25 protein-coding genes and 1 pseudogene are annotated in these 24,662 nt (G+C 57.6%); 13 read left to right on the plus strand and 13 right to left on the minus strand.

What is annotated here, in order from left to right:
• Nucleotides 1-270: 270 nt before the first annotated feature.
• The 4 genes from O1W68_RS16620 to O1W68_RS16635 all read left to right on the plus strand — a co-directional run bounded on the left by O1W68_RS16620 (nucleotide 271) and on the right by O1W68_RS16635 (nucleotide 4,501).
• Nucleotides 271-1,641, plus strand: coding sequence for a phage terminase large subunit family protein (locus O1W68_RS16620; RefSeq protein ID WP_269305413.1), 1,371 nt, complete (start codon nucleotides 271-273; stop codon nucleotides 1,639-1,641).
• 68 nt (nucleotides 1,642-1,709) lie between these two features.
• Entirely contained in the window at nucleotides 1,710-3,065 is a 1,356-nt protein-coding gene (locus tag O1W68_RS16625; protein ID WP_269305415.1) for a phage portal protein, read from the plus strand.
• Nucleotides 3,058-3,492: a phage scaffolding protein gene (locus O1W68_RS16630; protein ID WP_269305417.1), complete on the plus strand. Its 435-nt coding sequence runs from the start codon at nucleotides 3,058-3,060 to the stop codon at nucleotides 3,490-3,492. The genes O1W68_RS16625 and O1W68_RS16630 overlap by 8 nt, the downstream gene beginning before the upstream one ends.
• Before the next feature lie 118 nt (nucleotides 3,493-3,610).
• A complete protein-coding gene (locus tag O1W68_RS16635) occupies nucleotides 3,611-4,501 on the plus strand; it encodes a phage major capsid protein (protein WP_269305419.1) in 891 nt (296 codons plus the stop codon).
• A 69-nt stretch (nucleotides 4,502-4,570) separates the two neighbouring features.
• Here the strand turns inward: O1W68_RS16635 and O1W68_RS16640 are convergent, their stop codons facing one another.
• Nucleotides 4,571-5,494 (minus strand): hypothetical protein, encoded by a 924-nt coding sequence (locus tag O1W68_RS16640; RefSeq protein WP_269305420.1) that lies wholly within the window; start codon nucleotides 5,492-5,494, stop codon nucleotides 4,571-4,573.
• A gap of 580 nt (nucleotides 5,495-6,074) precedes the next feature.
• Between O1W68_RS16640 and O1W68_RS16645 the strand changes: the two genes are divergently transcribed.
• Nucleotides 6,075-6,485: a hypothetical protein gene (locus tag O1W68_RS16645; protein WP_269305421.1), complete on the plus strand. Its 411-nt coding sequence runs from the start codon at nucleotides 6,075-6,077 to the stop codon at nucleotides 6,483-6,485.
• Nucleotides 6,486-6,589: 104 nt separating this feature from the next.
• Here O1W68_RS16645 and O1W68_RS16650 read toward each other — a convergent pair whose 3' ends face one another.
• On the minus strand, nucleotides 6,590-7,084 hold the full coding sequence (locus O1W68_RS16650) for a hypothetical protein (protein WP_269306112.1): 495 nt from the start codon (nucleotides 7,082-7,084) through the stop codon (nucleotides 6,590-6,592).
• Nucleotides 7,085-7,130: 46 nt separating this feature from the next.
• Here O1W68_RS16650 and O1W68_RS21635 point away from each other — a divergent pair.
• Nucleotides 7,131-7,277, plus strand: a pseudogene (locus O1W68_RS21635) (Pr6Pr family membrane protein); the annotation flags it as partial.
• 14 nt (nucleotides 7,278-7,291) lie between these two features.
• Nucleotides 7,292-8,551: an aminotransferase family protein gene (locus O1W68_RS16655; protein WP_269305423.1), complete on the plus strand. Its 1,260-nt coding sequence runs from the start codon at nucleotides 7,292-7,294 to the stop codon at nucleotides 8,549-8,551.
• Here the strand turns inward: O1W68_RS16655 and O1W68_RS16660 are convergent.
• The 4 genes from O1W68_RS16660 to O1W68_RS16675 are packed head-to-tail and all read right to left on the minus strand — an operon-like array spanning nucleotide 8,535 to nucleotide 10,673.
• Nucleotides 8,535-8,759, minus strand: coding sequence for a hypothetical protein (locus O1W68_RS16660; RefSeq protein ID WP_269305425.1), 225 nt, complete (start codon nucleotides 8,757-8,759; stop codon nucleotides 8,535-8,537). The genes O1W68_RS16655 and O1W68_RS16660 overlap by 17 nt on opposite strands.
• Complete coding sequence (locus tag O1W68_RS16665; protein ID WP_442972389.1) at nucleotides 8,756-9,193, minus strand: arsenate reductase ArsC; 438 nt, start codon at nucleotides 9,191-9,193, stop codon at nucleotides 8,756-8,758. The genes O1W68_RS16660 and O1W68_RS16665 overlap by 4 nt, the downstream gene beginning before the upstream one ends.
• Nucleotides 9,193-10,287 (minus strand): ACR3 family arsenite efflux transporter, encoded by a 1,095-nt coding sequence (gene arsB / locus O1W68_RS16670; protein ID WP_269305428.1) that lies wholly within the window; start codon nucleotides 10,285-10,287, stop codon nucleotides 9,193-9,195. Before arsB ends, O1W68_RS16665 begins: the two co-directional genes overlap by 1 nt.
• Nucleotides 10,284-10,673 carry an ArsR/SmtB family transcription factor gene (locus tag O1W68_RS16675; protein WP_269305430.1) on the minus strand — a complete coding sequence of 130 codons (390 nt, stop codon included), beginning with the start codon at nucleotides 10,671-10,673 and terminating at the stop codon, nucleotides 10,284-10,286. Before O1W68_RS16675 ends, arsB begins: the two co-directional genes overlap by 4 nt.
• Nucleotides 10,674-10,770: 97 nt before the next feature.
• Here O1W68_RS16675 and O1W68_RS16680 point away from each other — a divergent pair, with 97 nt between their 5' ends.
• Entirely contained in the window at nucleotides 10,771-11,430 is a 660-nt protein-coding gene (locus tag O1W68_RS16680) for a hypothetical protein (protein ID WP_269305432.1), read from the plus strand.
• A 63-nt stretch (nucleotides 11,431-11,493) separates the two neighbouring features.
• Here O1W68_RS16680 and O1W68_RS16685 read toward each other — a convergent pair whose 3' ends face one another.
• Both O1W68_RS16685 and O1W68_RS16690 read right to left on the minus strand, forming a co-directional pair.
• Entirely contained in the window at nucleotides 11,494-12,033 is a 540-nt protein-coding gene (locus O1W68_RS16685) for a carboxymuconolactone decarboxylase family protein (RefSeq protein WP_269305434.1), read from the minus strand.
• 1 nt (nucleotide 12,034) lies between these two features.
• The gene (locus O1W68_RS16690; protein ID WP_269305435.1) at nucleotides 12,035-12,622 is read right to left on the minus strand and encodes a peroxiredoxin; all 588 of its coding nucleotides are present in this window, start codon (nucleotides 12,620-12,622) and stop codon (nucleotides 12,035-12,037) included.
• A gap of 205 nt (nucleotides 12,623-12,827) precedes the next feature.
• On the opposite strand from O1W68_RS16690, the gene O1W68_RS16695 reads away from it, so the two are divergent.
• On the plus strand, nucleotides 12,828-13,748 hold the full coding sequence (locus tag O1W68_RS16695) for a hydrogen peroxide-inducible genes activator (protein ID WP_269305436.1): 921 nt from the start codon (nucleotides 12,828-12,830) through the stop codon (nucleotides 13,746-13,748).
• A 43-nt stretch (nucleotides 13,749-13,791) separates the two neighbouring features.
• Here O1W68_RS16695 and O1W68_RS16700 read toward each other — a convergent pair whose 3' ends face one another.
• The 3 genes from O1W68_RS16700 to O1W68_RS16710 form a co-directional block, all read right to left on the minus strand.
• Entirely contained in the window at nucleotides 13,792-16,302 is a 2,511-nt protein-coding gene (locus O1W68_RS16700) for a DEAD/DEAH box helicase (RefSeq protein WP_269305438.1), read from the minus strand.
• Between the two features lie 58 nt (nucleotides 16,303-16,360).
• Entirely contained in the window at nucleotides 16,361-17,398 is a 1,038-nt protein-coding gene (locus O1W68_RS16705) for an alpha/beta fold hydrolase (RefSeq protein WP_269305439.1), read from the minus strand.
• A gap of 263 nt (nucleotides 17,399-17,661) precedes the next feature.
• Nucleotides 17,662-18,642, minus strand: a complete 981-nt coding sequence (locus tag O1W68_RS16710; RefSeq protein ID WP_269305440.1) for a proteasome assembly chaperone family protein — start codon at nucleotides 18,640-18,642, stop codon at nucleotides 17,662-17,664.
• Between the two features lie 384 nt (nucleotides 18,643-19,026).
• On the opposite strand from O1W68_RS16710, the gene O1W68_RS16715 reads away from it, so the two are divergent.
• The 4 genes from O1W68_RS16715 to O1W68_RS16730 all read left to right on the plus strand — a co-directional run bounded on the left by O1W68_RS16715 (nucleotide 19,027) and on the right by O1W68_RS16730 (nucleotide 22,875).
• The gene (locus O1W68_RS16715; RefSeq protein WP_269305442.1) at nucleotides 19,027-20,112 is read left to right on the plus strand and encodes an S-(hydroxymethyl)mycothiol dehydrogenase; all 1,086 of its coding nucleotides are present in this window, start codon (nucleotides 19,027-19,029) and stop codon (nucleotides 20,110-20,112) included.
• Nucleotides 20,109-20,741: an MBL fold metallo-hydrolase gene (locus O1W68_RS16720; protein WP_269305444.1), complete on the plus strand. Its 633-nt coding sequence runs from the start codon at nucleotides 20,109-20,111 to the stop codon at nucleotides 20,739-20,741. The genes O1W68_RS16715 and O1W68_RS16720 overlap by 4 nt, the downstream gene beginning before the upstream one ends.
• 220 nt (nucleotides 20,742-20,961) lie before the next feature.
• Nucleotides 20,962-21,612, plus strand: coding sequence for a sensor domain-containing protein (locus O1W68_RS16725; RefSeq protein WP_442972405.1), 651 nt, complete (start codon nucleotides 20,962-20,964; stop codon nucleotides 21,610-21,612).
• Between the two features lie 138 nt (nucleotides 21,613-21,750).
• Nucleotides 21,751-22,875: a DUF4192 domain-containing protein gene (locus O1W68_RS16730; protein ID WP_269305447.1), complete on the plus strand. Its 1,125-nt coding sequence runs from the start codon at nucleotides 21,751-21,753 to the stop codon at nucleotides 22,873-22,875.
• Here O1W68_RS16730 and galE read toward each other — a convergent pair.
• Both galE and O1W68_RS16740 read right to left on the minus strand, forming a co-directional pair.
• Nucleotides 22,859-23,854, minus strand: coding sequence for a UDP-glucose 4-epimerase GalE (gene galE, locus O1W68_RS16735; protein ID WP_269305449.1), 996 nt, complete (start codon nucleotides 23,852-23,854; stop codon nucleotides 22,859-22,861). The genes O1W68_RS16730 and galE overlap by 17 nt on opposite strands.
• Nucleotides 23,855-23,922: 68 nt before the next feature.
• Nucleotides 23,923-24,609 (minus strand): metal-dependent transcriptional regulator, encoded by a 687-nt coding sequence (locus tag O1W68_RS16740; protein ID WP_269305451.1) that lies wholly within the window; start codon nucleotides 24,607-24,609, stop codon nucleotides 23,923-23,925.
• Nucleotides 24,610-24,662: the final 53 nt, after the last annotated feature.

Consider the following 24,662-nt stretch of genomic DNA (forward strand, 5'->3'; position numbering starts at 1 on the left):
CACCCTGCGGGCGGCCTCGACCTTGTACTCGGTCGTGAAAGACCTGCGTTTGCGGGACATGAGGACATCCTTCCAGCGGAACCATCGATCCCGCTATCTCGGTGTCCACCATCCGGGGGGAGCCTCACTGATCTAATACTGCTCGATGACATAGAACCTACCGAGTCCAACTACAGTCCACACCTTGCCGAGACTCGTAAGCGAACAATGCTAGATGGAATCTTTCTACTGAATGATAGGGCAGCAATAGCAATCGTAGGTACAACCACTATGTCTAACTCAGTACTAGATCAGATCCGTAAGGTGGGGGAGTATGCCACTACCTACCGTAGTAGTAGCGAAGGATCAGAGATTGCCGAGCTTGTCAACGATGATCTACTAAAGCAAACGGTTGTCAATGCTAGTGCCGATACTATCTATTATGTAAGTCTGGATAAGGGTAACCTAACCGAGGCAAATTCTATTGCTGGTGTCTCAATGGAACCAGGGGGGAGTAGAAGGTCGTTTAGTAACCCAGTAGCCAATACGGGTAATAACTCTGCCCTAGGCGATATAGGGCCTATTCTTTCGCTATGCCTGAATGATGAATCAGCAGTGAATGTCGCGATATTGTCAAGCAGTGCAAAGTTACCAATAGTCGAGTGTATTGATATTGAATCGTTACCTTTGCAGGAATTAACAACGACTGATTCCGATCAGCTATTGACAAAGGCCGGCGAGCATGAGTCAGAGAAAAACGACCTTAATTCTGTTTCTTTATCTTTGGGTACATCTATACCTAATTCTTCTATAGCAAACTTTGAAACCCTACAGGCACAACAACTGGAGCGACTGGGTAGCAAGACCAATATAAACAAAGGTGAGTTTGATCTTGAACAGACGCAGATAGAATCCGTCTCGTTCTATGACTCGTTGGACCAGGACCTACAGTGGGTACTCGATGAGAAGATTCACGTTCACTACTACCCTGCCATTATTACTAATGCAGACGGTACGGAGTCTTCATGGTGGCCTGAATATAAGCCACTAGAAGAGCTGAACGAGATAAGACATACCCGTTCCTTTGCTATGAACTATATGAATCGTCCGGTAAATGTCGATGCCGAGTACTGGCGAGAGTCCGATATTCAGATAGGGGAGTGTCTAGACGGATATGTTCGTACCCTGATCTCGGTAGACCCTGCCGTCAGTACCAAGCAGTCCAACGACTACACAGCCCTATGCGTCGTATCCCTAGGTGAAGACGGTCTGATCTATGTCCGTCATGCCGAACAGGTGCGCTACGTGTCCGTAGAGCTAAAGGACAGGGTCAACGAGCTAGTAGACAGCTTCGATGCCGGTCTGGTGCTTGTAGAGACCAACCAGGGCGGCATGTTGTGGTCCAGCGTGTTCGATGGTGTGCAGGCCAACTACAAGTCGATCCACCAGACCGAGCCCAAGCCGGTACGAGCGGGACGAGCGTTGGACTACTACCGAAAGAACAAGGTCCGGCATACCCGACACTTTGCCGAGCTAGAGGAGCAGATGTATTCGTATCCGAAGGTAACCCATGACGACCTACTGGACGCTATGGGTACGGGTATTCATTACTTTCTCTCTGCCAGTAATAGGCCAAGGGTCAGGCGAAGGTCGTATATCTAAATGAATATAGTTGTAAAAGTGTTACAATTGAACAATACCTATAATGAAAGGAACTTATAGAAAAACATATGTCTTTACTAACCAATTCGATTCGATCTATTCTAGATAGGCAGGACGAGTACCTACAGGCCGAGAACTACTACAACGGCACTGTAGATGAGATATTCGCTAGCGCATCCGTCAAGCGAGAGCTAGCCAAAACTGGAGACCACTACAGGGTCAACTATGCAGCTACACCGGTGAATGCCGTAGCGAACAGGCTGGAAGTCACCGGAGTTACTACTCTGTCAGATTCTTCCAAGAAGATCATCGGCGATACATGGCAAGAGAACAGCCTAGAGCTGGAACTAACCCAGTTGATTACCAAGACACTGGTCTACGGCTCTGCCTATATGACGGTATGGCCCGATGCAGACGGACAGGTCCAGCTCTACTACAACAGTCCACTATCTACCGTGGTCCTGTACGACCCAGAGAACCCACGTAGGCCCATCGTTGCTGCCAAGCTCTGGCAGGTAGAGCTAGACGGTAAGCCAAGATCCAGGGTCAACCTGTACTACCCCGACCGTATAGACAAATACTTGAGTCAGTCCGAGCGTCTGCCGTTCACCGTCAAAGACTCGGACTTTGAGCCGTTCATCGATGACGAAACGGACGAAAACGGCTCTGTACCGAACGAGTTCGGCGTGATCCCGGTATTCCACTTCACTACCGGCATCGATCAGTACGGCAGGCCAGAGCACATCTCTGCCTATAGCTGCCAGGACATGATTAACAAGATGCTGGTCTCACAGCTAGCGGCTGTCGAGCACCACGGCTTCCCCACCCGCTGGATGCTTCAGGGAGACCAGACAGGCACATCGTCCGATTGGGGAGACCTAGACGAGGAGGACCAGCTCACAGGAGCACCAGGGGAGGTCTGGAGCCTTGCCGGTGTGATGAAGGTAGGGCAGTTCACGGCAGCAGATCCGAGCACCTATATCGATCCCTACAAGGAATATGTACGAGCTATGGCATCTGTAACCGATACCCCGTTCCATGTGTTCGAGGCAGTAGCAACGAACGTGTCCGGTGAAGCTCTACGAGCCAGTGAAGCACCACTAGTGAAGAAGGTCCGTACCAGGCAGCTAGCACTCGGTAACACCCTGCGTAGGGTATTCATGTTTGTCTTGAAACTGAACGGCATAGATGAAGATGTGCAGGTTCAGTGGAAACAGATCGAATCTATCGACACTAGCGAACAGTGGTCAATCAATAAGAAGAAGCTAGATGCCGGTCTGCCTATCGAGCAGATTCTGTTAGAACATGGCTACGACTCGGAGCTAGTAACCAAGTGGAAAAACGATGGTCTGCTCAATGTAGTAGCCCAAAACGCACTACCAAATACAACAACAGTTATAGAAGGAGAACTAACAAATGAGTGACGAAGACAAAGTTATACAGAATGATGACAGTGCAGATGTAGATGCTCTACGGGCAGCACTAAAGGCAGCTAATGCCGAGGCAGCTACGAACAGACACAAAGCCTCCGAGCTGGAAGGAAAGCTCACCGAGGCACAAGCAAACTCGGATAGGTTCAAGTCGAGCTATGTATCCGGTAAGGCAGCTAGCGAACTGTCCAAGCTAGGCGTAGCCAATGCAAACGTATCCAAGTTTCTGGATATGGAGAAGATCAGCGTATCGGAGTCGGGGGAACTGGTCGGACTCGATGAGCAGATCACCGATCTACAGTCCACTCTGCCGGAACTATTCGATCCTAAACGCAGAGCAGCAAAGATAGATGCAGCAGATAAGCCTACGGCTAAGAAGCAACTATCGTCTGCCGAGAAACTAATCCAGCAAGCACGATAAACGGTAAATTGATATAATATAGTTACAAAGCGGGATGCTTTCTCACGAGCAAAGCGAGATGCCAAGTTCGTTCACAGTCTATGCAAGACTCTAAACTGTAACTTCATTTAGAAAGTAAGTGTTTCAAATAGCAAGAGTAAATGCAGATGCCTGGGTTCCAGAAGAGTACGGTTCCGAGGTTATCCAGACAGTAGAACAGTTTTCCGCTGTAGAGGCGGTAGGTCGTAGGGTCAATATGACCAGCGACATTCAGAAGACTCCCCGACTGGGAGATGTAGACGTAGTTGTCATTCCTAAGGGTGGAACGTACCCAGAAGACAACCCAACACTAGACAATGTCCAGTTGGATGCAGCAAAGTTCGGTGATCGTATTATCATCGCCGAAGAGGATCTAAACGATGCAAATGTAAACGTCATCGTAGAGTTCCAGAAAGGTTGGGCAACCAACTATGCTCGTAAGTTCGATAATGCCTGCCTAGGTACTACCGCCGTAGCAAATGGCACGACAGTTCCGTTCACCAGTGTCTACAAAGAGGTAGGGGCTGGAGTTCTCAAGACTGCCGGTGCATTGACCTATGCAGACCTGAGTGACGTTCTGGCGACTGCCGAGAACGGTAGGTACTTCTCCGATGTGGACAATGTAATCATCGCCCATACATCGTTTAAGGGCCAGCTACGCAGTCTGGTAGACGGCAACGGTCGTCCAATGTTCATCGAACAGGTAGCACTAGGACAGCCACAAACTCTGTTCGGATATGAGGTCCGTTTCTCCGATGGAGCCAAGACCAGCCCTGTATCCACTTGGAACCCAAGTGCAGGTAATCCGTTGCTGATTGTCGGTAACCGTAAGCACCTGATCGTAGGTGATCGTTCACCAATCGAGTCATTGATTAGTTTCGATGCCGGCTTTGGTACTGACGAGCCACATATCAAGATGCGTACCCGTAAGGCTTTCGCTGTAGGTCGTAAAGAGGCCTTTGGCGTAGTCGAGATTACAGCAGGACCGTAGTAGCTCGTACAACTGAATAGTCACGAATCGAATAGGGTGTAGGTCAATCGGCCTAGGCCCTATTCGCTGTCAAACAAACTTGTACGCGAACGCTATCACGTTGCCTGACCACGATTGATTTGTGAATCGGAGTGGAGGTGGATCGTTGGTGGATCGTTCGGTTGTGATTTTTCGGCTTCCAATCTTCCCGTCAAATAGTTTGTCGAATTCAATCACTTCTTTGCATGCAATGTCCAGATCGGTATGCATTATTCTAAGGATCCGATCGTTTGCCTCGTCGACCAATGGGAAAGCGGTTCGGGCAAGTCCCTGTATAGAATAACGCTGCGGTCCTGCGCGCAGTTCTTCGCGATATTTGTCACTAATTTCTGTATTGAGATCGACTATTGCAGAAATGTCAACCTCTGGATTGGAGTAGGCTGTCTTTTTCTTGTCTCTGTTTATTGCCGCGCCAGCGTCTATGGTGATGGTATCCATGGTGTAGTGGATCATCGTGTTTCGAGTGTGATAAAGCAAGCGATATTCGGGACTTTTCTCAAAAAGTCGGTTGAATATCCTCTGAATTTTTTTGTGCTGTTTAGAGCCGTCTCCATGCTTGCCTATGACTTCTTTATAAGTATGTTCTTGGTGGTAGTGTAGAGCCGAGCAGAAAGATAGCGAGGCGCTTCGCATCCTGATTCCTACACGTACTATTTCTTCCTGCGTACCAAAGGCGAATCTGCCTGACAGCATCTCGTCTATGTCAGATTGGATTGCATTCTCTAGGTTGAACATGGTGTAACGCATGTAGGTAAAAACGTTCACATTCAGAAGGTTGTTCAGCGTCTGATACGCGTCGTTGTACCGTTCATAGTCAGCTTTAGTGAATTCGGCAATGACTGACCACTGCAAGGTTGGCTTGTTCTTCTTGCGCCGTCTCCAGTCGCCCGGTCGAGGCGTAGGGTCATGTAGGAGCAGGGCCGCGTAAAAAGGTGCCATAGGTACTTCGGACAATTCTGTTTCCCGTCTGCTGTTGGTTGATGCACGCTAGCATGCAACGGTTTGGATAGTCATTGAGGGCCACGACGGGAAATGCTTAGTTGGCCGGATGGTGGTAAAATTGAGTATTGAACTAAGTAGACTTTTGTTGCGTTCATCAAACGTCTGCGGAAAAGAGGATTTACAATTGAGATTTATTAAGAATGCGGTGGTTGTCGATGTATTGTGGAACCGATGATGCGTTGCGACTTACTGGATATGAAGTTACTACTGAAAATCTGCTGCGCGCTCAGGCAATCGTAGAGGTTGCTAGCGGTAGGCCAGAATCTGCCGTATCGAAAAAGTCCGACAAGGATTGGTTGGAGTACGCCGTCGCTTGGCAGGCCGCATACATGGCGAACTCAGATGTGTTCGAGCAAGCAAATGTATCCATGGTTTCTCAGGACGAATCTAGCGTTGACTTTGGAAACAAAGTATTTGCGCTAAGTCCGCTCGTCGTAGAGGCTGTAAAAAGGCTATCTTGGAATAAATCGAGGGGTATCGGTACCAGAGGGTACGACTTCAGACGAAACAGAATGCCGTCGTGGTGGTATTGGTGAAACTCATTACCAAGTCTTATCCGAGCCTGGTGGATATTTATGAACGCCGGGAAGTGTACAACGAGGAACTGGGCTCACATGCATATGATTGGGACTATACGAATTTTGGTACGATCTACTGCAATGTCACCAGTCTGAAGCCTGAAAGCAGTTTGGAGGTTTTCAGCGAAACCTACACCCGCAAATTATTCGCCAAGCTTGAGTTTCCGAACAATGATATTAAGTTGTCCAATCAGGTCGGTAATATAAGAAGCAAAGACGGCAAGCAACTGTACTACACTCAGAACAATGCAATCGTATCTACAATGATATTCAATGTTAGTAGCATGAATACTCAGGTAGATGTTTTAGGGAACCTCGTATGCCACACGGCATATCTGGAATACACCGGATTGCAGGATATATGAGATAATTAGTACAGAAGCGATTTAGGCTCACTTTCCCGTTTCTTCTTTCAGAACAATCCCCGTAGGTCCAGGTGTGGTAGCACCTCTACGGGGATTGTTTGCTTTCACAGCTTGATTCCTGTTTCGTTTCTAAACTGAGCGATCATATCCAGTTGGGCTTGGTTTATTTCATTGATCTTTATCTTGTTCGGTTTTGATGTTTCGCGGTTTTGGTTTTGATGCTTGCCCATCAGGTCGGTTACCTTGTTCATTAACGCTTTTGTGCAAACCATGTTAAGTAGAACTATTGTATCGACCATTCTGGTTTGAATGTCGGCCTCTGATTCGAGAAGTGGGGAGTATGGGATATCGCTAAGATGACGCTTGAGTTTCGTTGAATCTGCAATGAAGTCGTGTAGATGCTTTAGTTGGGTATCTCTACGCCACTTTACGAGTTCCCGGTTATCGGTACTTTTGATGGTCGCTCTGAGCGTAAAGATCGACAGTCCGATTGACAGCAGTCCAATGACGAGGGTCACCCCTGCTGCCGCTAGAAATGCCCACAACGGAACGGTTGCTGCCGGGGGAGCGGGAGGATCGGCGGCAAGTAGGAAATGCATACCGGTAGTCTGCCAGACAGAGATACCCCTAGGCGGTGCGTTAGGCGATCCGCGCAGCCAGGGATACGTTGCGTTGGTGATCGGGCTGCTCGTCCTCACCGTCGCATTCGTCTTGATGGCACTTGCGGTGAACGCAGTCGGCCGGCTCGGCAGCCGGTGGCGGTACGGGGCACAATCGGACGCGGCTCGTTGACTAAGCTCGGAGCCATGTCTTCTGTGGCTGATACTTCCCCTGAGTCCACCTCCTCCGCCCTATGGCACGGTTTCGCCGATATGGGTGCAGTGACCAGAACAGGCCCCTTCGTCGTCTCACGTGGCGAGGGAGCTCACATCTGGGACCGAGACGGCAACAAATATCTCGATGCAACTGCCGGGCTGTGGTTCACGAACGTCGGTCACGGCCGGACCGAGATCGCCGACGCCGTCGCCGCCCAGCTCGGATCGCTGGCGCACTACTCCAACTTCGGTGATTTCGTCCCGGAGACGACGCTGGCACTTGCGGAGCGGCTCGGGAAGATCGCGCCCGTCGCGGGTAGCAAGGTGTTCTTCACCTCGGGTGGTTCCGACTCGATCGACACAGCGGCGAAATTGGCCAGGCGTTACTGGCACGAGGTGGGCAAGCCTGGGAAGACGCTTATCGTCGGACGTGAAAAGGCTTACCACGGAATGCATGTCGCCGGTACTGCACTGGCAGGTATAGCCGTGAATCGGGAGAACTACGGCGAGCTGATGCCGGATGCGCGCACAGTCGCTTGGGACGATGCGAAGAGCTTGCTGGCCCTCATCGAGGAAGTCGGTGCCGACAAGATCGCAGCGTTCTTCTGCGAACCCATCATCGGTGCTGGTGGGGTCTACCTGCCACCGAAGGGGTACTTGCAGGAGGTGCGGCAAATCTGTCGTGACAACGACGTACTGTTCGTCGCGGACGAGGTAGTGACCGGCTTCGGGCGGATCGGCGGTTCCTGGTTCGCCTCGACTCGTTTCGACCTGCAGCCCGACCTGATGACCACGGCAAAGGGACTCACCTCAGGCTACGTCCCGATGGGGGCGGTATTCGTCGCGCCGCACATCGCCGAGCCGTTCTTCTCAGGTGGCGTCTGGTGGCGCCACGGATATACCTACGGTGGGCACGCCGGTGCCGCGGCAGCAGCGATGGCAACACTGGACATCATGGAGCGCGAAAACCTGCTGCAGGAGTCCGCTCGCCTCGAGACGTCGCTGCATACCTATCTGGCGCCACTCGCCGAACACCCTCGCGTGCAGGAGGTTCGCAGCGGACTCGGTGCAGTAGCAGCCGTGCAGTTGGTCGATCCGGCCGAAGCGCTCCCCTTCGTCGCGACGCTCCGCAAACACGGGGTCTCTGGGCGCGCTGCAGGGCAGGGTGCGATGCAGATCTCGCCGTCGTTCGTGATGACCGACCACGAGGTAGAAGATCTCGCCGGCCGAATCCTCAGCGCGCTCGGCTGAACCGGTCCTTCAGGCGCTGCACTCGGGTTCGCTCGGGTGCAGCGTTGAGCACTGGAGTTTCAGCTGCCTCGGCAAATCGCTTGTGCAATTGATCGCGGACCTCGTCGGGGGCGTACGCCTGCCGCTTGCGTTCCGACTTCACGACGAGGGCGCCTGTCGCGGCAACACCGACGACGCCTGCCATCCCGAGGATCTTCCACAGCTTCATCGCTTCACCGTACTGTGATCGCGGACGGTGGAGCGATCGCGGAGTTCGGCGACGAGGTCTTCGACGAGGATCTTGATCTTGTCACGAATCGGACGGACGGCGTCGATGCCCTTGCCTGCGGGATCGGGCAGCGCCCAGTCGCGGTAACGCACTCCGGGGAAGACCGGGCATGCATCGCCACAGCCCATGGTGATGACGACGTCGGAGGTTTCGACGGCGTCGGAGGTGAGGATCTTCGGTGATTGCGCCGAGATGTCGATGCCGACCTCGGCCATCGCCTGGACAGCGATCGAATTGATTCTTTCTGCCGGTGTGCTGCCGGCAGAGCGAACTTCGACGGTTCCATTAGCTAGATCGCTCAGAAAACCGGCGGCCATCTGCGACCGTCCTGCGTTGTGGACGCAAACGAACAACACGCTGGGGATGCTGGACATCAAAACTCCTTTGTCGCGGTCGGCGAGGCCGATATGAAGCGTTTACGTAGTGAGAGTGAGACGTAGACGAGCCCGACGAGGACTGGGACTTCGATGAGCGGGCCGACGACCCCGGCCAATGCCTGCCCGGATGTTGCGCCGTAGGTGGCGATCGCGACGGCGATGGCGAGTTCGAAGTTGTTGCCTGCCGCGGTGAAGGCGAGCGTGGTGGTGCGTGCGTAGCCCAGGCCCATCGCGGCCCCGAGGGCGTAACCGCCGCCCCACATCACCGCGAAGTAGACCAACAGTGGAAGCGCGATACGAACGACGTCCAACGGTTGGGAAGTGATCCGATCACCCTGCAGCGCAAAGAGAATGACGATGGTGAACAGCAGGCCGTAGAGAGCCCACGGCCCGATCTTCGGGATGAAGTTCGACTCGTACCATTCCCTGCCCTTGGTGCGTTCGCCCAAGTAGCGAGTAGCAAACCCCGCTATCAGCGGTATGCCGAGGAAGATCAGCACCGACTTCCCTATCTGCCAGGGGGAAGCCTCGATGGTGGTCTGCTCGAGGCCGAGCCAGCCCGGTAGGACGGAAAGATAGAACCATCCGAGGACGGCGAACATGAAGACCTGGAAGACCGAGTTGATGGCGACCAGTACAGCGGCGGCTTCGCGGTCGCCGCACGCGAGGTCGTTCCAGATGATGACCATCGCGATGCAGCGGGCGAGACCGACGATGATCAGGCCGGTGCGATACTCGGGCAGGTCGGGGAGGAAGAGCCAAGCGAGAGCAAACATCAGTGCCGGGCCGAGGACCCAGTTGAGTACCAACGATCCGGCCAGCAGGCGCTTGTCACCGGTGACGGTTTCCACTCGGTCGTATCGGACCTTCGCCAGGACCGGATACATCATGATCAGCAGACCGACAGCGATAGGTAGTGAGACGCCGTCGATCGAGATAGTCGACAGGGCGTCGTTCAGGCTCGGAATCAACCGACCCAACGCCAAGCCGATGACCATCGCGACGCCGATCCATACCGGCAGGAACCGGTCGAGAGTGGAGAGCTTGCCGACGACGGCCGGGTGATCGGAAGTGTTCGCCTGGCTACTCATACGGTCACCAGCGCAGCATCGTCGGTGGTCGGGTCGGCGGCGGCCAAGACCGACGACAATTGTTGCAGCGCAGCAGGTATAACCCAGTAGTAGACCCAGGTTCCACGGCGTTCGCAGTCGAGCAAACCAGCTTCACGCAACACTTTGAGATGATGGGAGATCGTCGGCTGAGATATGTCGAACGAATCAGAGATGTCGCACACGCACGCTTCACCACCGGCGTGACTTGCGACCAGGCTCAGAAGTCGAAGCCGGGCCGGATCGCCGAGCGCTTTGAACATTCGCGCGAGATCCCCTGCCCAGTCGGCGGACAATGGCTCGGCAATCAGCGGCGAGCAGCACATGCCGCTGCTGAGGTCGTCGACGAGGAGGGGTTGATTCGACATATGTCTATATTGATTAATTTCGAATCAAACGTCAAACGACTCCACTGAATACCTGGTGGGGGAGTTCGCGGTTTCGGGACGATCTAGGCTGAGCGCCATGACTGCGTCGCGGATCGATTTGAACACAGCGGTTGATGCGACTCGGACCGGAGACATCTGGATCTTCCGCGGTCATTCTGCCACTGATCGTGCGATACAGACGTTGACCAACAGTCCGGTCAACCACGTCGGCATGGCAGTCGTGGTCGACGACCTTCCTCCGCTCATGTGGCACGCCGAGTTGGGTAAATCGCTGCAGGACATGTGGACCGGGAACTTTCAGCGCGGCGTGCAGCTGCATGATCTCCATGCGGCAGTGATGCAGTGGTCGAACAAGTACGGGCAGCGTTGCTGGCTCAGGCAACTCGACAATGCCGTCACTCGAGAGCAGGAAGATGCATTGCTGCGCACCATAGCTCGAATGGACGGAACGGCGTTCCCGACTACTGCGAAACTTGCGGGTCGATGGTTCAAGGGGCGCGTGCCGAGCTTCCGTAAGAGTGAGCACCATGCCGCCGCTCTGGAAACAGCGTATTGCGCAGAAGTAGTCGCAATGACGTACGAGTCGATGGGTCTGCTGAACGGCAACAAGAAGGCGAATTGGTTCGATCCCGGAAAATTCTGGAGCGGTGACCGGTTACCCCTCGCTGAAGGCGTCCACCTCGGCGACGAGATCGCCGTCGATGTACCCGAGATCCGGCCGACCATCGCCGAGTGAACTGAAGGAAAAAAGAGGCCCGCACACGTGTGTGCGGGCCTCTTTCGCTGTGTAGTTCGTCTATCAGACGGTTGCACCGTCGAGCGTGCGGCTGGCCTCGATGGCCTGGCCGACGCCTGCGACGATCGAAGCTGCGCGGATCGACTCGAAGATGACCTCACGGTCGACGCCCTCGTCGCGAAGGGTCTTCTCGTGTGCCTCGACGCAGTGGTTGCATCCGTTGACTGCCGAGACTGCCAGCGAAAACAGTTCGAAATCGGCCTTGTCGACGCCAGGATTGCCGATGATATTCATCCGCAGACCTGCGCGGAGGTCGTCGTACTTGCCGTCGAGGTAACCCTTGGTGCGGTAGAAGACGTTGTTCATCCCCATGATGGATGCTGCACCCAGAGCGGCGTTGTAGGCATCGGCGGACAATGTGTCCGCAGCCTCCTCGGCGATCTCTTTCAGCGTCGTCGCAGACTTCGTGGCCGCAGCAGTAGCGAGAAGTGTGCCCCATAGCTGCTGCTCACTCAGAACCGTCGATCGCGCAATGGAACTCAGGTTGAGCTTGAGATCCTTGGCGTACTCGGGAAGAGCGTTCTTCAAATTCTCTACGCTCATGTCAGACGCTCGCCGTCAGCAGCTCGCCTGCGTCGATGGTGGGGTCGCCCTTCTTCCAGTTGCATGCGCACAGCTCGTCGGACTGCAGTGCGTCGAGAACACGCAGAACCTCGTCGACGTTGCGGCCGACGGAACCTGCGGTGACGGAGACGAACTGAATCTCGTTGTTCGGATCGACGATGAACGTCGCGCGGTCTGCGACGCCGTCGGAGTTGAGAACACCTGAAGCGGTTGCGAGCTCACGCTTGAGGTCGGAAAGGATGGGGAAGGGAAGGGTCTTCAGGTCCTCGTGCTGTGCACGCCACTGGAAGTGCACGAACTCGTTGTCGACGGACGCTCCGAGTACCTGGGCGTCGCGGTCGGCGAACTCTTCGTTCAGCTTTCCGAATGCGGCGATCTCGGTCGGGCACACGAAGGTGAAGTCTTTCGGCCAGAAGAAGACGATGCGCCACTTGCCTGCATAGTCGTCGCTGGTGACGGTGGTGAAGTAGTCGTCGGGCTGCTGGGCGTTGACCTTCGACAGGTCTCCGCCGATAACGCCGGTGAGGTTGTATGCGGGGAACTGATCGCCAATTGTCAACAGGGCCATATGGTCCTCCTCTGTAGTGGTGCGCATGCGTCGCGCTCGTGGTGCGCGTCGGATTCGTACATGCACGGTGTCGCGAATGGGTGGAGTCGTGTGTGGAGCACCGCCGCGTGTTGTCGGTGCTTCCTACGGTCGATCTCCGACATGTACGAGTGTGCCAAAAAATACTCGAAAGGTAAAGGTGATTAGTAGCACTAGACTAATAGGCATGACTGATAGAAGTTATCAACCGACGCTCTCACAGCTGCGTGCTTTCGTCGCCGTTGCCGAGCAACGTCACTTCGGAAGTGCCGCGGCGCGACTGCACATCAGTCAGCCGACACTCTCGCAGGCCCTCGCCTCGCTGGAACAGGGACTGGGCGTCCAGCTCGTCGAACGAAGTACCAGGCGAGTTCTGATGACCACTGCCGGCACACATCTGCTCGAGCATGCACGGGCAACCCTCGATGCGGCCGCCGGATTCGTATCCGAAGCATCCGGGATGGGAGGCCGACTGGCGGGCCCACTTCGACTCGGACTGATCCCCACGGTTGCGCCGTACGTTCTGCCTGCCCTGCTCCCGGCGATGCGAGCCGAATTCCCGGACGTGAACGCGCACATCGTGGAGGATCAGACAGATCGACTGTTGGCCTCGCTACGGTCGGGTGCGATCGACGCGGCCGTGGTCGCGCTGCCGACCGAAGAATCCGGCATCATCGAAATACCCTTGTACGAAGAAGATTTCGTGCTTGTCGTCCCCGTCGGTCATGAACTCGACGGACGCCGTGATCTGACCCTGTCCGTACTCGTCGACCTGCCGATATTGTTGCTGGACGACGGCCACTGTCTGCGAGATCAAACCCTGGACCTTTGCCGGTCGGTCGACGCGGTTCCTGCAGCCGGAGACACGAGAGCAACCTCGCTTGCCACGGTAGTTCAGTGTGTCGCAGGCGGTCTCGGCGTCACACTCGTCCCTAGATCGGCTGTTGCCGTGGAGCTGGGCAAAGGTGCGCTGGGTCGGGCCGAGTTCGCGGACCCGAAACCCGGTCGGCGAATGGGCATGGTCCACCGTGCGTCGAGCGGCCGCGCCGAAGAGTATCGGGCACTGAGTGCACTGGTCTCGCGAATCGGATCGGCCGTCAGCGAGTAACTGCCCAGTAGTTGCCCAGTAGCCGACCGTCGAGGTAGCGAACTCAGCCGGCAGTGATGGTGATTTCGTCGAACACGATCTCACCGAGAGCATCGGACTCCTCGACATCGACGACCGCATCGAACGACCACCCGTGATCGCCGTCGGGATCCTCCAGAACCTGCCTGACCGTCGTCCGATCGCTGCCAATCGTGAGTTCGAACAAGGCCGGCCCACGCGCGGATGGGCCGGTGCCGATCTCGCCGTACTCCTCGAAGAAAGGTTCGAGTTCTGTTTCCCAGTCAGGGCCGTCGTCCAACGCGTCGAGCGCGTTCCACCAACCCGCCGCCGCGAAGTCCACTCGTTTGAATATGGCGTTGCGCACCATCACACGGAACGCGCGTGGATTCGCGGAAATCGGCTTCGGTGTGTCACCGCCATAGGGTTCGGGCTTCGTCTCGGCCTCTTCACCCGGGTCGGTGAGGTTTTCCCATTCGTCCAGCAGGCTCGAGTCGACCTGGCGAACGAGTTCCCCGAGCCACTCGGTGATGTCCTGTACTTCCTCGGTCCGGGCTTCTGGCGGCACCGTCTGGCGTAGAGCGCGATACGCGTCGGCGAGGTACCGAAGAACGAGTCCTTCCGAACGACTGAGACCGTAGTGGCTGATCAGTTCTGTGAACGTCATCGACCGCTCGATCATGTCGCGGACTACGGACTTGGGGGAGAGCGCGACTTCCGTCAGCCACGGATGCCCACCGCGGTAGATCTCGAAGGCAGGCACGAGAAGCTCGGCGAGGGGTTTCGGCCACGTCACCTCCTCGAGCAGTTCCATTCGCTCCTCGTACTCGATACCATCCGACTTCATCTGTGCGACTGCTTCTCCGCGTGCCGCGTGCTGCTGGGCCATCAGGATCTGGCGGGGATCGTCGAGTGTCGACTCGATGATCGACACCACATCGACTGCATGCGTATCGGATTCGATATCGAGCAGATCGAACGAGGCGAGTGCGAACGGTGACAGTGGTTGGTTCAGTGCGAAGTTCGGCTGCAGGTCGACCGTGAGGCGGGCGTGTCGTCCTTCCGCATCCGGTTCCGCGAGCTGTTCGACGATACCCGCCGAGACCAGACCACGATAGAGCGAGAGCGCTCGGAGAATATGCTTGCGCTGGGCTGGTCGAGTCTCATGGTTGTCCTCGAGCAGATGCCGCATTGCAGTGAAGCAATTACCCGGTCGGGCAATGACATTGAGCAACATCGCATTGCTGACCGAGAACCTCGAGACCAGCGCCTCCGGACTCGCTGTGATGATCCGGTCGAACGTCGGCTCACCCCATGAGACGAAGCCATCGGGCGCCTTTTTGCGTTGGACCCTCTTGAGCTTTTTCGGATCGTCACCAGCCTTCGCGACGAGCCGTGCATTCTCGATGTCGTGTTCCGGTGCCTCGACGACGACGGTTCCGAGCGTGTCGTATCCGGCCCGTCCGGCGCGTCCGGCGATCTGGTGAAACTCTCGGGCGCGTAGTTTGCGGGTGCGAATGCCGTCGTATTTGGTCAGTCCGGTGAACAACACAGTTCGGATCGGAACATTGATGCCCACACCGAGGGTGTCGGTCCCGCAGATGACTTTGAGCAGACCGTCCTGGGCAAGTTTCTCCACGAGGCGTCGATATTTCGGGAGCATGCCCGCATGGTGTACGCCGATTCCGTGCCGCACGAGTCGCGAGAGTGTCTTGCCGAAACCCGTCGTGAACCGGAATTGGCCGATCGCATCGGCGATCTGCTGCTTCTCGGACTTGGAGGCCACGTTCACGCTCGTCAGCGCCTGCGCCCGTTCGAGGGCAGACGCCTGGGTGAAGTGCACGACGTACACGGGCGCGAGATGCGTCGAAACCAACTCCTCGATCGTCTCGCCGATCGGTGTGCTCACGTACGAGAACATCAACGGCACAGGCCGCTCGGAGCCTGACACCACGGTGGTGGGGCGCCCGGTGCGGCGGGTGAGATCGTCTCGGAAGAAAGACACGTCGCCCAGAGTCGCCGACATCAGGAGGAATTGCGCGTTCGGCAACTCGATGATGGGAACCTGCCAGGCCCATCCTCGGTCGGGTTCGGAGTAGTAGTGGAACTCGTCCATCACCACCTGGCCGATATTGGAGTTGGCCCCCTCGCGGAGAGCTAGATTCGCTACGATCTCCGCAGTCGCGCAGATGATCGGAGCGCCCGCGTTGACCGCAGCATCGCCCGTCATCATGCCGACATTCTGTGCACCGAAAATATCGCACAGTGCGAAGAACTTTTCGCTGACCAGAGCTTTGATGGGTGCGGTATAGAAGGTCCGCTTGCCGGCCGCCATCGCAGCGAAGTGGGCACCGACAGCCACCATCGACTTTCCCGAGCCGGTCGGTGTCGCGAGGATGACGTTGGACCCCGACACCAACTCGATCAAGGCATCTTCTTGGGCCGGGTACAGATTCAGCCCTCGTTCGCTGGTCCACGTGGTGAAAATGTCGAACAACGTGTCCGGATCCTGCGCCTCGCTGGTTGTGGGGGCAGGTACGAGTTCGGAGAGGAGCACCGTAACAGGCTATGGTGCGCCGGCCGCGTCGCCATCAGCGGCCCGTGCGCCAGGCGTGTCAGGTTGCGCTGCGCTCGTCCGCTCCCATGGCGCCCAGTACCGCAAGCCTGGTACCGGCGTTCCCGGTGATCATGTCTTCACCGACTCCGGTGATGAGGAAGTTCCGCCATCGAGACTCGTCGAATTCCAGACACGGCGTCGAGGCGAAGAACTCTTTGAGCACATGCAGAAAACGCATCGGATCGTCACGAAACGGGAAGTGGCCGGCCCCGCGAAACACCGAGAGTCGGGATCCAGGCATCGCGGAATGTGCGAGGTGCGCATGGTTGACCGGTATCACCACGTCCCGATCTCCCCATACGAGCAACACCGGGAGATTCTCGGTGAGATAACACCGGTCGAGCATCGTCACCACCTGGCCGCGCCAATCGACGACAGCGCGCAGGGTGCGGATGTATGCCTCGTGCGCAGTAGGATCCGGCAGGCCCGCCAGCACGCGCACGAGATCAGGTGTGTCGTGAAGCAGTGCACCCGGCCGCAGCCGCGTCGTATTCAGCTTTCCGATGAGGTTACCGGCCAACCTGACGACCGACATGGCCCCGGGGAGGCGCAAAAGCTTGACTGCTTCGCTTGCCAACGGCACCGAGGCCAACCGAAGAAGTGGATGGACATCCTTGGTGACTCCACCGGAGGACACGAGGACGAGTCGGTCGACCATGTGCGGAAATTGGTAGGAGAACTGCATCGCGACACCGCCGCCGAGCGAGTGGCCGACCACCGTCACATGGTCGACTCCCAGGACGGACAACAGATCGCGCATCCCGTTGGCATACGCCGCCACCGAGTAGTCGGCGCGGGGTTTGTCGGAATGCCCGTGTCCCAACAGATCGGGTGCAATGACCGTGTGGTTCTGCGCAAGATGCGGAATTATGGAGTTCCATGTTTCGGAGTTGTCACCGATTCCGTGAATCAACAGCAGAGCTGGGCCTTCGCCCACCATCCGAAACGCTCGCCGATAGCCATGAATGGTGCGAAAGATCAATTTCGGTTCGGCATCGGGAACCGTGCGGAGCTTGCGCGTGCGAGAACTGCTCATGTCGCGCCTCCTGATTCCTCATAGCTGTAGGCCACTGCTGTACTTCTTCGAGACTGCTGTACTTCTTCGACGCTGCTGTACTTCCCGACAGCTCTCTCCTCGAAAACTCTCGCACGAGTAACGACGCTCGACGCGACATCGAGAACAATTCGGGTTACAGGTATGTTTCGTTATCCCACAAGCATGAAATCCGTACAAAATAGAATGGGTGATTGTGTGAACGTTCACACAATCACCCATCCAAAGGTCGAACTATGTACCGGTCAGTGCCCGGTATCGGTGCCGTCCGTGTCAGTACCCGATGTGTCCAAATCTTCCGGCTCGGCCTCGAACCCGCCCTGCTCGGCCAGGAACTTCTCGAACTCAGCCCCCAGCTCGTCGCCGCTCGGAAGGCTCTCGTCGCTGGCGAGAAGCGTCGACTGTTGTTCCTGTGCTGCGACGTAAGTGTCGTATTGACGTTCGAGGGCGTGCACAACCGACTGCACTTCCTCGTTGCCGGTGATGTGCTCGTCGACCTGCTCTTGCACTCGAGCTGCGGCGGTGCCCAGCGCGACCAGAGACAACTCCAGGCCTCCCGACTCACCGACGTGTTCGAGCAAGGTCTGCGCGGCACTCGGATAGTCGGTTTGAGCCAGGTAGTGCGGAACGTGGACCGAGAATCCCATGGACACGTGGCCGTGCTGAGCCATCCGTAGTTCGAGAAGTGAGGACGCGCTACCAGGGACCTGGATGTCACCAGACCAGCTGTGCTCCTCGGAGATCAACGACTTGTCCGAGGAATGAGCGGTAACGCCCAATGGACGAGTGTGAGGGATTGCCATCGGGATCGACCCGAGACCGATGGTCCGACGCACACCCAGTTGCTCGGCCAGTAGACGAACTGCGGTGGAGAACTTCTCCCACCGAAGGTCCGGTTCCATTCCCGCAAGAAGCAGGAACGGCGTGCCGGCGTTGTCCTTGACGGCATACAGATTGAGTTCTGGCGCGTCGTAATCCGAGAAGTGATCGGTCTTGAACGTCATCGTGGGCCGACGTGAGCGGTAGTCGATCAGCTCGTCGACATCGAACGAAGCCACCAGTTCCGTCTCGAGCGTGTCACGAAGGTGCTTGGTGGCGAGCTTTACTGCGTGACCTGCATCGGAGAAGCCTTCGAGTCCATGCACCAACACCGGACCGACACCGTCACCGGACATCGTTTGCGGCGCCGGAAATTCCAGCTCGTACATATTCGATTGTTCGTCCATGGCCGAACCCCTTTCCGTTTCTTCGTGCCCACTCGAGGCCAGCACCACGGCCGTAACCGACCTCGCGTGGAGAATACCCGTCGGTTCGGCTTGGCGATCGCACTGCCGTGCGTACGACTACTACCTAGGGAGAACGCCGAGAAACACCGAGTTCATTCCCGCAAGCCAGGTTTGCCGCATACACCCCTGCTCAGCTCGAAAAGCTCGCGACGGCGCGCAGTACCTCGACGATGGTGAGACGCGGGTAGGTGAGAGCCATAAACGCAATCACCCGACGCCGACGGACAAATGAGTGTCGCTGGTCGTGCTTACGTTGTGGGAGTCTGGTCTACAACAATCAAAAGTCGAAAGCCGGATCAAAAGTTGAACGTCGAAGGAGTGCTAATGCCGCAACAGGTGCGTGCCGTCGTCGCCAAGGCCAAGGGCGAAGCGGTGTCGATCGAGACGATCACGATTCCCGATCCGGGCCCCAACGACGTCGTAGTGAAGATCGACGCGTGCGGCGTCTGCCATACGGATCTGGCCTACCGCGACGGCGGAATCAATGACGAGTACCCCTTCATGCTCGGTCACGAGGCCGCAGGAACCGTGGAAACTGTCGGCAACGCGGTGACCCACGTCGAGGTCGGTGACTTCGTGGTGCTGAACTGGCGCGCAGTGTGTGGCGAGTGTCGGGCATGCAAGAAGGGCACACCCTGGTACTGCTTCGATACGCACAATGCCTCGCACAAGATGACGCTCGCAGATGGCACCGAGCTCACGCCTGCGCTCGGTATCGGCGCGTTCGCAGACAAGACTCTCGTCCACGAGCGGCAGTGCACCAAGGTTGCGCCGGGTTCGGACCCTGCGGTCGTCGGTCTGATCGGCTGCGGCGTCATGGCAGGTATCGGCGCTGCGATGAACACCGGCAACGTCTCGCGCGGTGACTCGGTTGCAGTTATCGGCTGCGGTGGCGTCGGCGATGCGGCCATCGCCGGAGCAAAGCTGGCGGGCGCGACGAAAATCATCGCTGTCGATCGGGACAAGGGAAAGCTCGAATGGGCGAAGGACTTGGGCGCTACCCACACGGTGGACGCGTCCGCGGTCGACGCGGTCGAAGCCATCCAGGAATTGACCGGTGGGTTCGGCGCCGACGTCGTAATCGATGCTGTCGGTCGACCGGAGACGTGGAAGCAGGCGTTCTACGCTCGCGATCTGGCAGGCACAGTTGTTCTGGTGGGTGTGCCGACGCCGGACATGACACTCGAGATGCCTCTGGTCGATTTCTTCTCCCGCGGGGGTTCGCTCAAGTCTTCTTGGTACGGCGACTGCCTCCCGGAACGGGACTTCCCGATGCTCGTCGATCTCTATGAGCAGGGTCGATTGCCGCTGGAGAAATTCGTCACCGAACGAATCGGTATCGACGACGTCGAAGCGGCGTTCACTGCGATGCACGACGGCAAGGTGCTGCGTTCGGTGGTCATCCTGTGAGCGGAAAGTTGCGCATCCAGAGGGTGGTGACGTCTGGGACGTTCAGTCTCGACGGGGGTACCTGGGACGTCGAGAACAACATCTGGTTGATCGGTGACGACACCGAAGTCGTGATCGTCGATGCAGCGCATCAGCAGCAACCGATTCTGGATGCTGTCGGTAACCGGACCGTCAAGGCCATCGTCTGCACGCACGGCCACAACGACCACGTTACGGTCGCCCCCCAGCTCTCGCAGGCGCTCGATGCCCCGGTGCTGCTTCACCCAGCGGACGACATGCTGTGGAAGCAGACTCATCCGGGTGTTGCGCATCGGACCATCGAGGACGGTGACCGGATCTCGATAGCTGGAACCGACATCGTCGCGATCCACACACCAGGTCATTCACCCGGCTCCACCTGTCTGTACGTACCGGAGGCCGCGGAGTTGTTCAGCGGAGACACTTTGTTCTCCGGCGGACCCGGTGCGACGGGACGCTCGTATTCGGACTTCCCGACAATCATCGGTTCCATCCGGGACACGCTGTTCGCCCTCCCCGCCGAGACACGCGTCAAGACCGGTCATGGTGACGGCACCAGCATCGGCGACGAGTCTCCACACCTGGAGGAATGGATCAAGCGCGGGTCGTAAGTCGCCCGGATCACCGGCAATCGCGGTAGAGGTTCGGCCTGTCTCCCGCCTTGTTCACCACTCGAATGAGAAGGTAGAACCGGGCGGGAGCCGGTTATCCGCAGGCGCCGACGCGATGCCCGAGACAGATTCGTCTGCGAATACTGGAGGTCCTTCTGTGCTGTGCCGTTCCGTATCGAAATCTCGCCCGTTTCTGATCGCGATCGGGGCGACAGCTGTCCTGTCGATCGCCGGATGTGGTTCCGCTGTGACCGGCACCGCTGAAGCCGGCGGCCAGGGGTCGACGTCGATTACATCTGGAGACGGACAGGATCTCAGCGCGCTTCTGATCGACCCCTCCCAGTTCCCAGCCCCGTACGAGGCCATAGTGCTACCTCCGCAAGCGATTGCACAGGCGTCGCCGGATCTCACCGGTATTCCTGCCGGCGCCGAGGTGTCGCCTGCGGGCTGCAAACCTACGGAACCAAGTTCGGCGCCCAGTGGCGCTGCGTTGATCGTCGGAACCGACAACGCCAACCGGTCGACGATTTCGATCGAACTGACGGTGGTCGACGAGCCTCTGTCAGTACGCGAGGAGCAACTTCAGCAGTGCGGTGAGGTCGAGGCAACCAAATCCGGTGCCACCTCCGTCATCCGGTCGACTATCTCCCCGGCGCCTCCGATCAATGCCGACGAGACCCTTGCGGTGAAGCAGACCGTGAATTCTGGCACCGGCGCAGACTCGGTGACGCAGTCGATGCTCACGTTGATGGCTCAGGTCGACGACGTTCGGATAGCAGCAACGTTCATGTCGTTCGACAACTCCGCGCCGGATGCAGCCGTGTTGGACGAGTTGTTCACCGCTGCGGTCCAAAAGGTGAACGCCGGATAGCACAACCGTCCGACGAGAAGAGTCGGATCTCGAACCTGTAAGCAGTGTTCTTCCACAGGGAATTGCCCCGTCCACAGCTATATTTCGTCCCAGGTCAGCCGATCCGTAGTCGAATGTCGACACGTCATCGTTCTCGCCATGACGACGTTCCCTGACAATCGACCCACTCCACCGATGCTGGCCACGGTGTCGGCTACCGGTGACCTGATCGCTGCCATCCCGGCAATGCTCGGCTTCGCCCCTTCGCGATCTCTCCTGCTCATCTGCCTGGACGGCCGGATCGGCGAAACCCTCACTATCGGCACAATGATGCGTCACGATCTGAGCTTCCCGGACCCAGCCGCGACACTGCGCTCGGTAAACACGGAGATGGCCGATGTGATCGACCGCTTCGCGGCCGTCTGCAAACGGGATGAGGTTCGCACGGCCATCGCTGTCATCGTCGATGACAGAACGAAGACCTCTGTGGAGGCCCTCGGCGGTGATACTCGTTACCAGGCTCTGGGGAGTCGGCTCGAGGACCGGCTCCAGGCGCGGGGTACCCGCTTGCTCGATACGTTCCTGACCGAGAACATCGCGCGTGGATGTGCATGGATCTCTCTGACCGAGCCGCGAGAGAGGGGGACCGTATCGGATCCGCGGTCTTCGGCCGTGACGCTCGCGTACGTGCTCGGGGGGAGGGCAATGCTGGAGTCCAGAGAAGCGCTCGCAGATCTGTTGCAGCCCTTGGACACCGAAGTGAGCAGGCAGGTGCGCGCGTGCATAGGCGCGGCACGAGATGCGGCCACGCCCTCGGAGCGAACCACCATCGAACGGATCCTCCAAGAGATCGGTCGGTGGGCACAATCGCCACTCGACCAGCCGAGATCGCTCGAACTTTCGGCGGTGCAGATCGCCGAGCTCGGGGTTGCCTTGACGCGCTTGATGGTTCGCGACAGCATGCTCGCGCTGGCCCTTCACGAGTGTGCTGCCACTGCCGAGCAACTGTGGTCGCATCTGTCGCGTACCTTGCCGGCACCCGAGCGGGCGTGCCCCGCAACGTTGCTCGGGTTCAGCGCGTACGCACGCGGTGACGGAGTAATGGCAGGGGTTGCGATCGAACTAGCGTTGGCCGCCGACCCCGACTATTCACTCGCACGCCTCCTCGACTCCGCTTTGAACGCCGGCGCCCGTCCGGAGATGATCAGAGAAGTCGCGCTCAGTGGCTACGCAGTCGCCGAACTGTGTGGTGTCCGTTTGTCGCCACCTACGAGCGCGCGGTGACTCGTACAGCGTGGGATCGGTCTCCTAGATTCTGCAGGAACGTCCATGCGTCAGCGACGATGACGTCGAGATCGGTGAAACGTGGAGTCCACCCCAACTCCGAGATGGCACGATCGCTCGAAGCAATCAGGACAGCAGGGTCACCTGCGCGACGGGGTGCATCCTCGACGGTGATGGGAAGGCCTGTCACCCGCGTGCACGCGTCGATGACCTCACGGACGGAGAACCCGGTCCCGCTGCCGAGGTTGTAAATCCTGTGACTGCTCGGTGTCGATGCCTCCAACGCAAGGATATGAGCCTCGGCCAGATCCGCGACATGAATGTAGTCGCGTACCGCAGTTCCGTCCGGTGTCGGATAGTCGGAACCGAAGACCGAAATCTTCTCGCGTTGGCCCAGAGCAGTTTGCAGCACGAGCGGAATCAGGTGCGTCTCGACAACCCGGTTCTCGCCGAACTCCTTGTACGCACCAGCGACGTTGAAATACCGCAGGCTGGTGGCAGCCAATCCATATGCTGCTGAATACGATGTGATCGCGTGATCGATCGCCAATTTGGTTGCACCGTAAGGATTGGTCGGCGCTGTCGGTGCATCCTCGGTGATCGGTGTCTTCTGTGGCTCACCGTACGTGGCAGCAGTCGAAGAGAACACCAGTCGAGGGGTGTTCGACTCGCGAATCGCATCGAGCAACGCGAGAGTGGTCACGACGTTGCCGGACCAGTACGTTGCCGGCGCGACAACTGATTCACCGACAAGCGACTGGGCAGCGAAATGCAATACTCCATCGAATTTCGTTTCGGACAACAGCGAGGCCGCGACATCCTTGATGTCGGCTTCGACGAACGTCGCGTTCGTCGGGACGGCCTCGCTGTTTCCGGTGGACAAATTGTCGACGACGACGACGTCATGTCCTCGATCGACAAGTACCGCCGCGCAGACACTGCCTACGTAGCCGGCACCGCCGGTAACCAAAAGTCTCACTACTTCATCTCCTCGTAGGGCCGGAGGCCGCTCGATGAATGCCGGCCTCCGCGCCTCGACGCGATGAACTAGACCAATTTCACCTGAACGGCGTGAGCCATCTCTTCCGAAATATCTATTCCCTCATGACCTGGAACGGTAATGGTGACCGTGCCGGGCTTGGCTTCGACTGTAACCCGGGCGTCCGGGACGACACCCGCATCACGTAACTGTGCGATGACCTCTGGATCGGATTGGACGTGCTCTGCGAGTCGACGCACGACCACCGCCGTCGGGTGGCCGTGGGAAACGTCCGTCAGGCGAATCAAATCTTCGTGGACCGCCGCTGGCTGGCCGAAACCCAGCTCATCCAAACCTGGAATCGGGTTGCCGTAGGGCGAGGTCGTCGGATTGTTCAGTACAGCGACGAGGCGACGTTCCACCTCTTCGCTCATCACGTGCTCCCACCGGCATGCCTCGGCGTGGACGTCTTCCCAGCGAAGACCGATGATGTCGACCAGGAGTCGCTCAGCGAGTCGATGCTTGCGCATCACCGCCACGGCGAGTCCGCGTCCCTTCTCGGTCAGCTCCAAATGGCGGTCGCCCGCAACGGAAAGCAGCCCGTCACGTTCCATCCTGGCCACAGTCTGACTGACGGTAGGACCACTCTGTTCGAGGCGTTCGGCGATACGTGCCCGCAAAGGCACCACACCCTCTTCCTCCAAATCGTAAATCGTGCGGAGGTACATCTCCGTGGTGTCGACCAGATCCTTCACACTCAACCCCTTCGTCCTGGCTGATTCTACCGTTGATCGGCGCGTATAGGTGT

This window comes from Rhodococcus sp. H36-A4 (assembly GCF_027158005.1).
GTDB lineage: Bacteria > Actinomycetota > Actinomycetes > Mycobacteriales > Mycobacteriaceae > Rhodococcoides.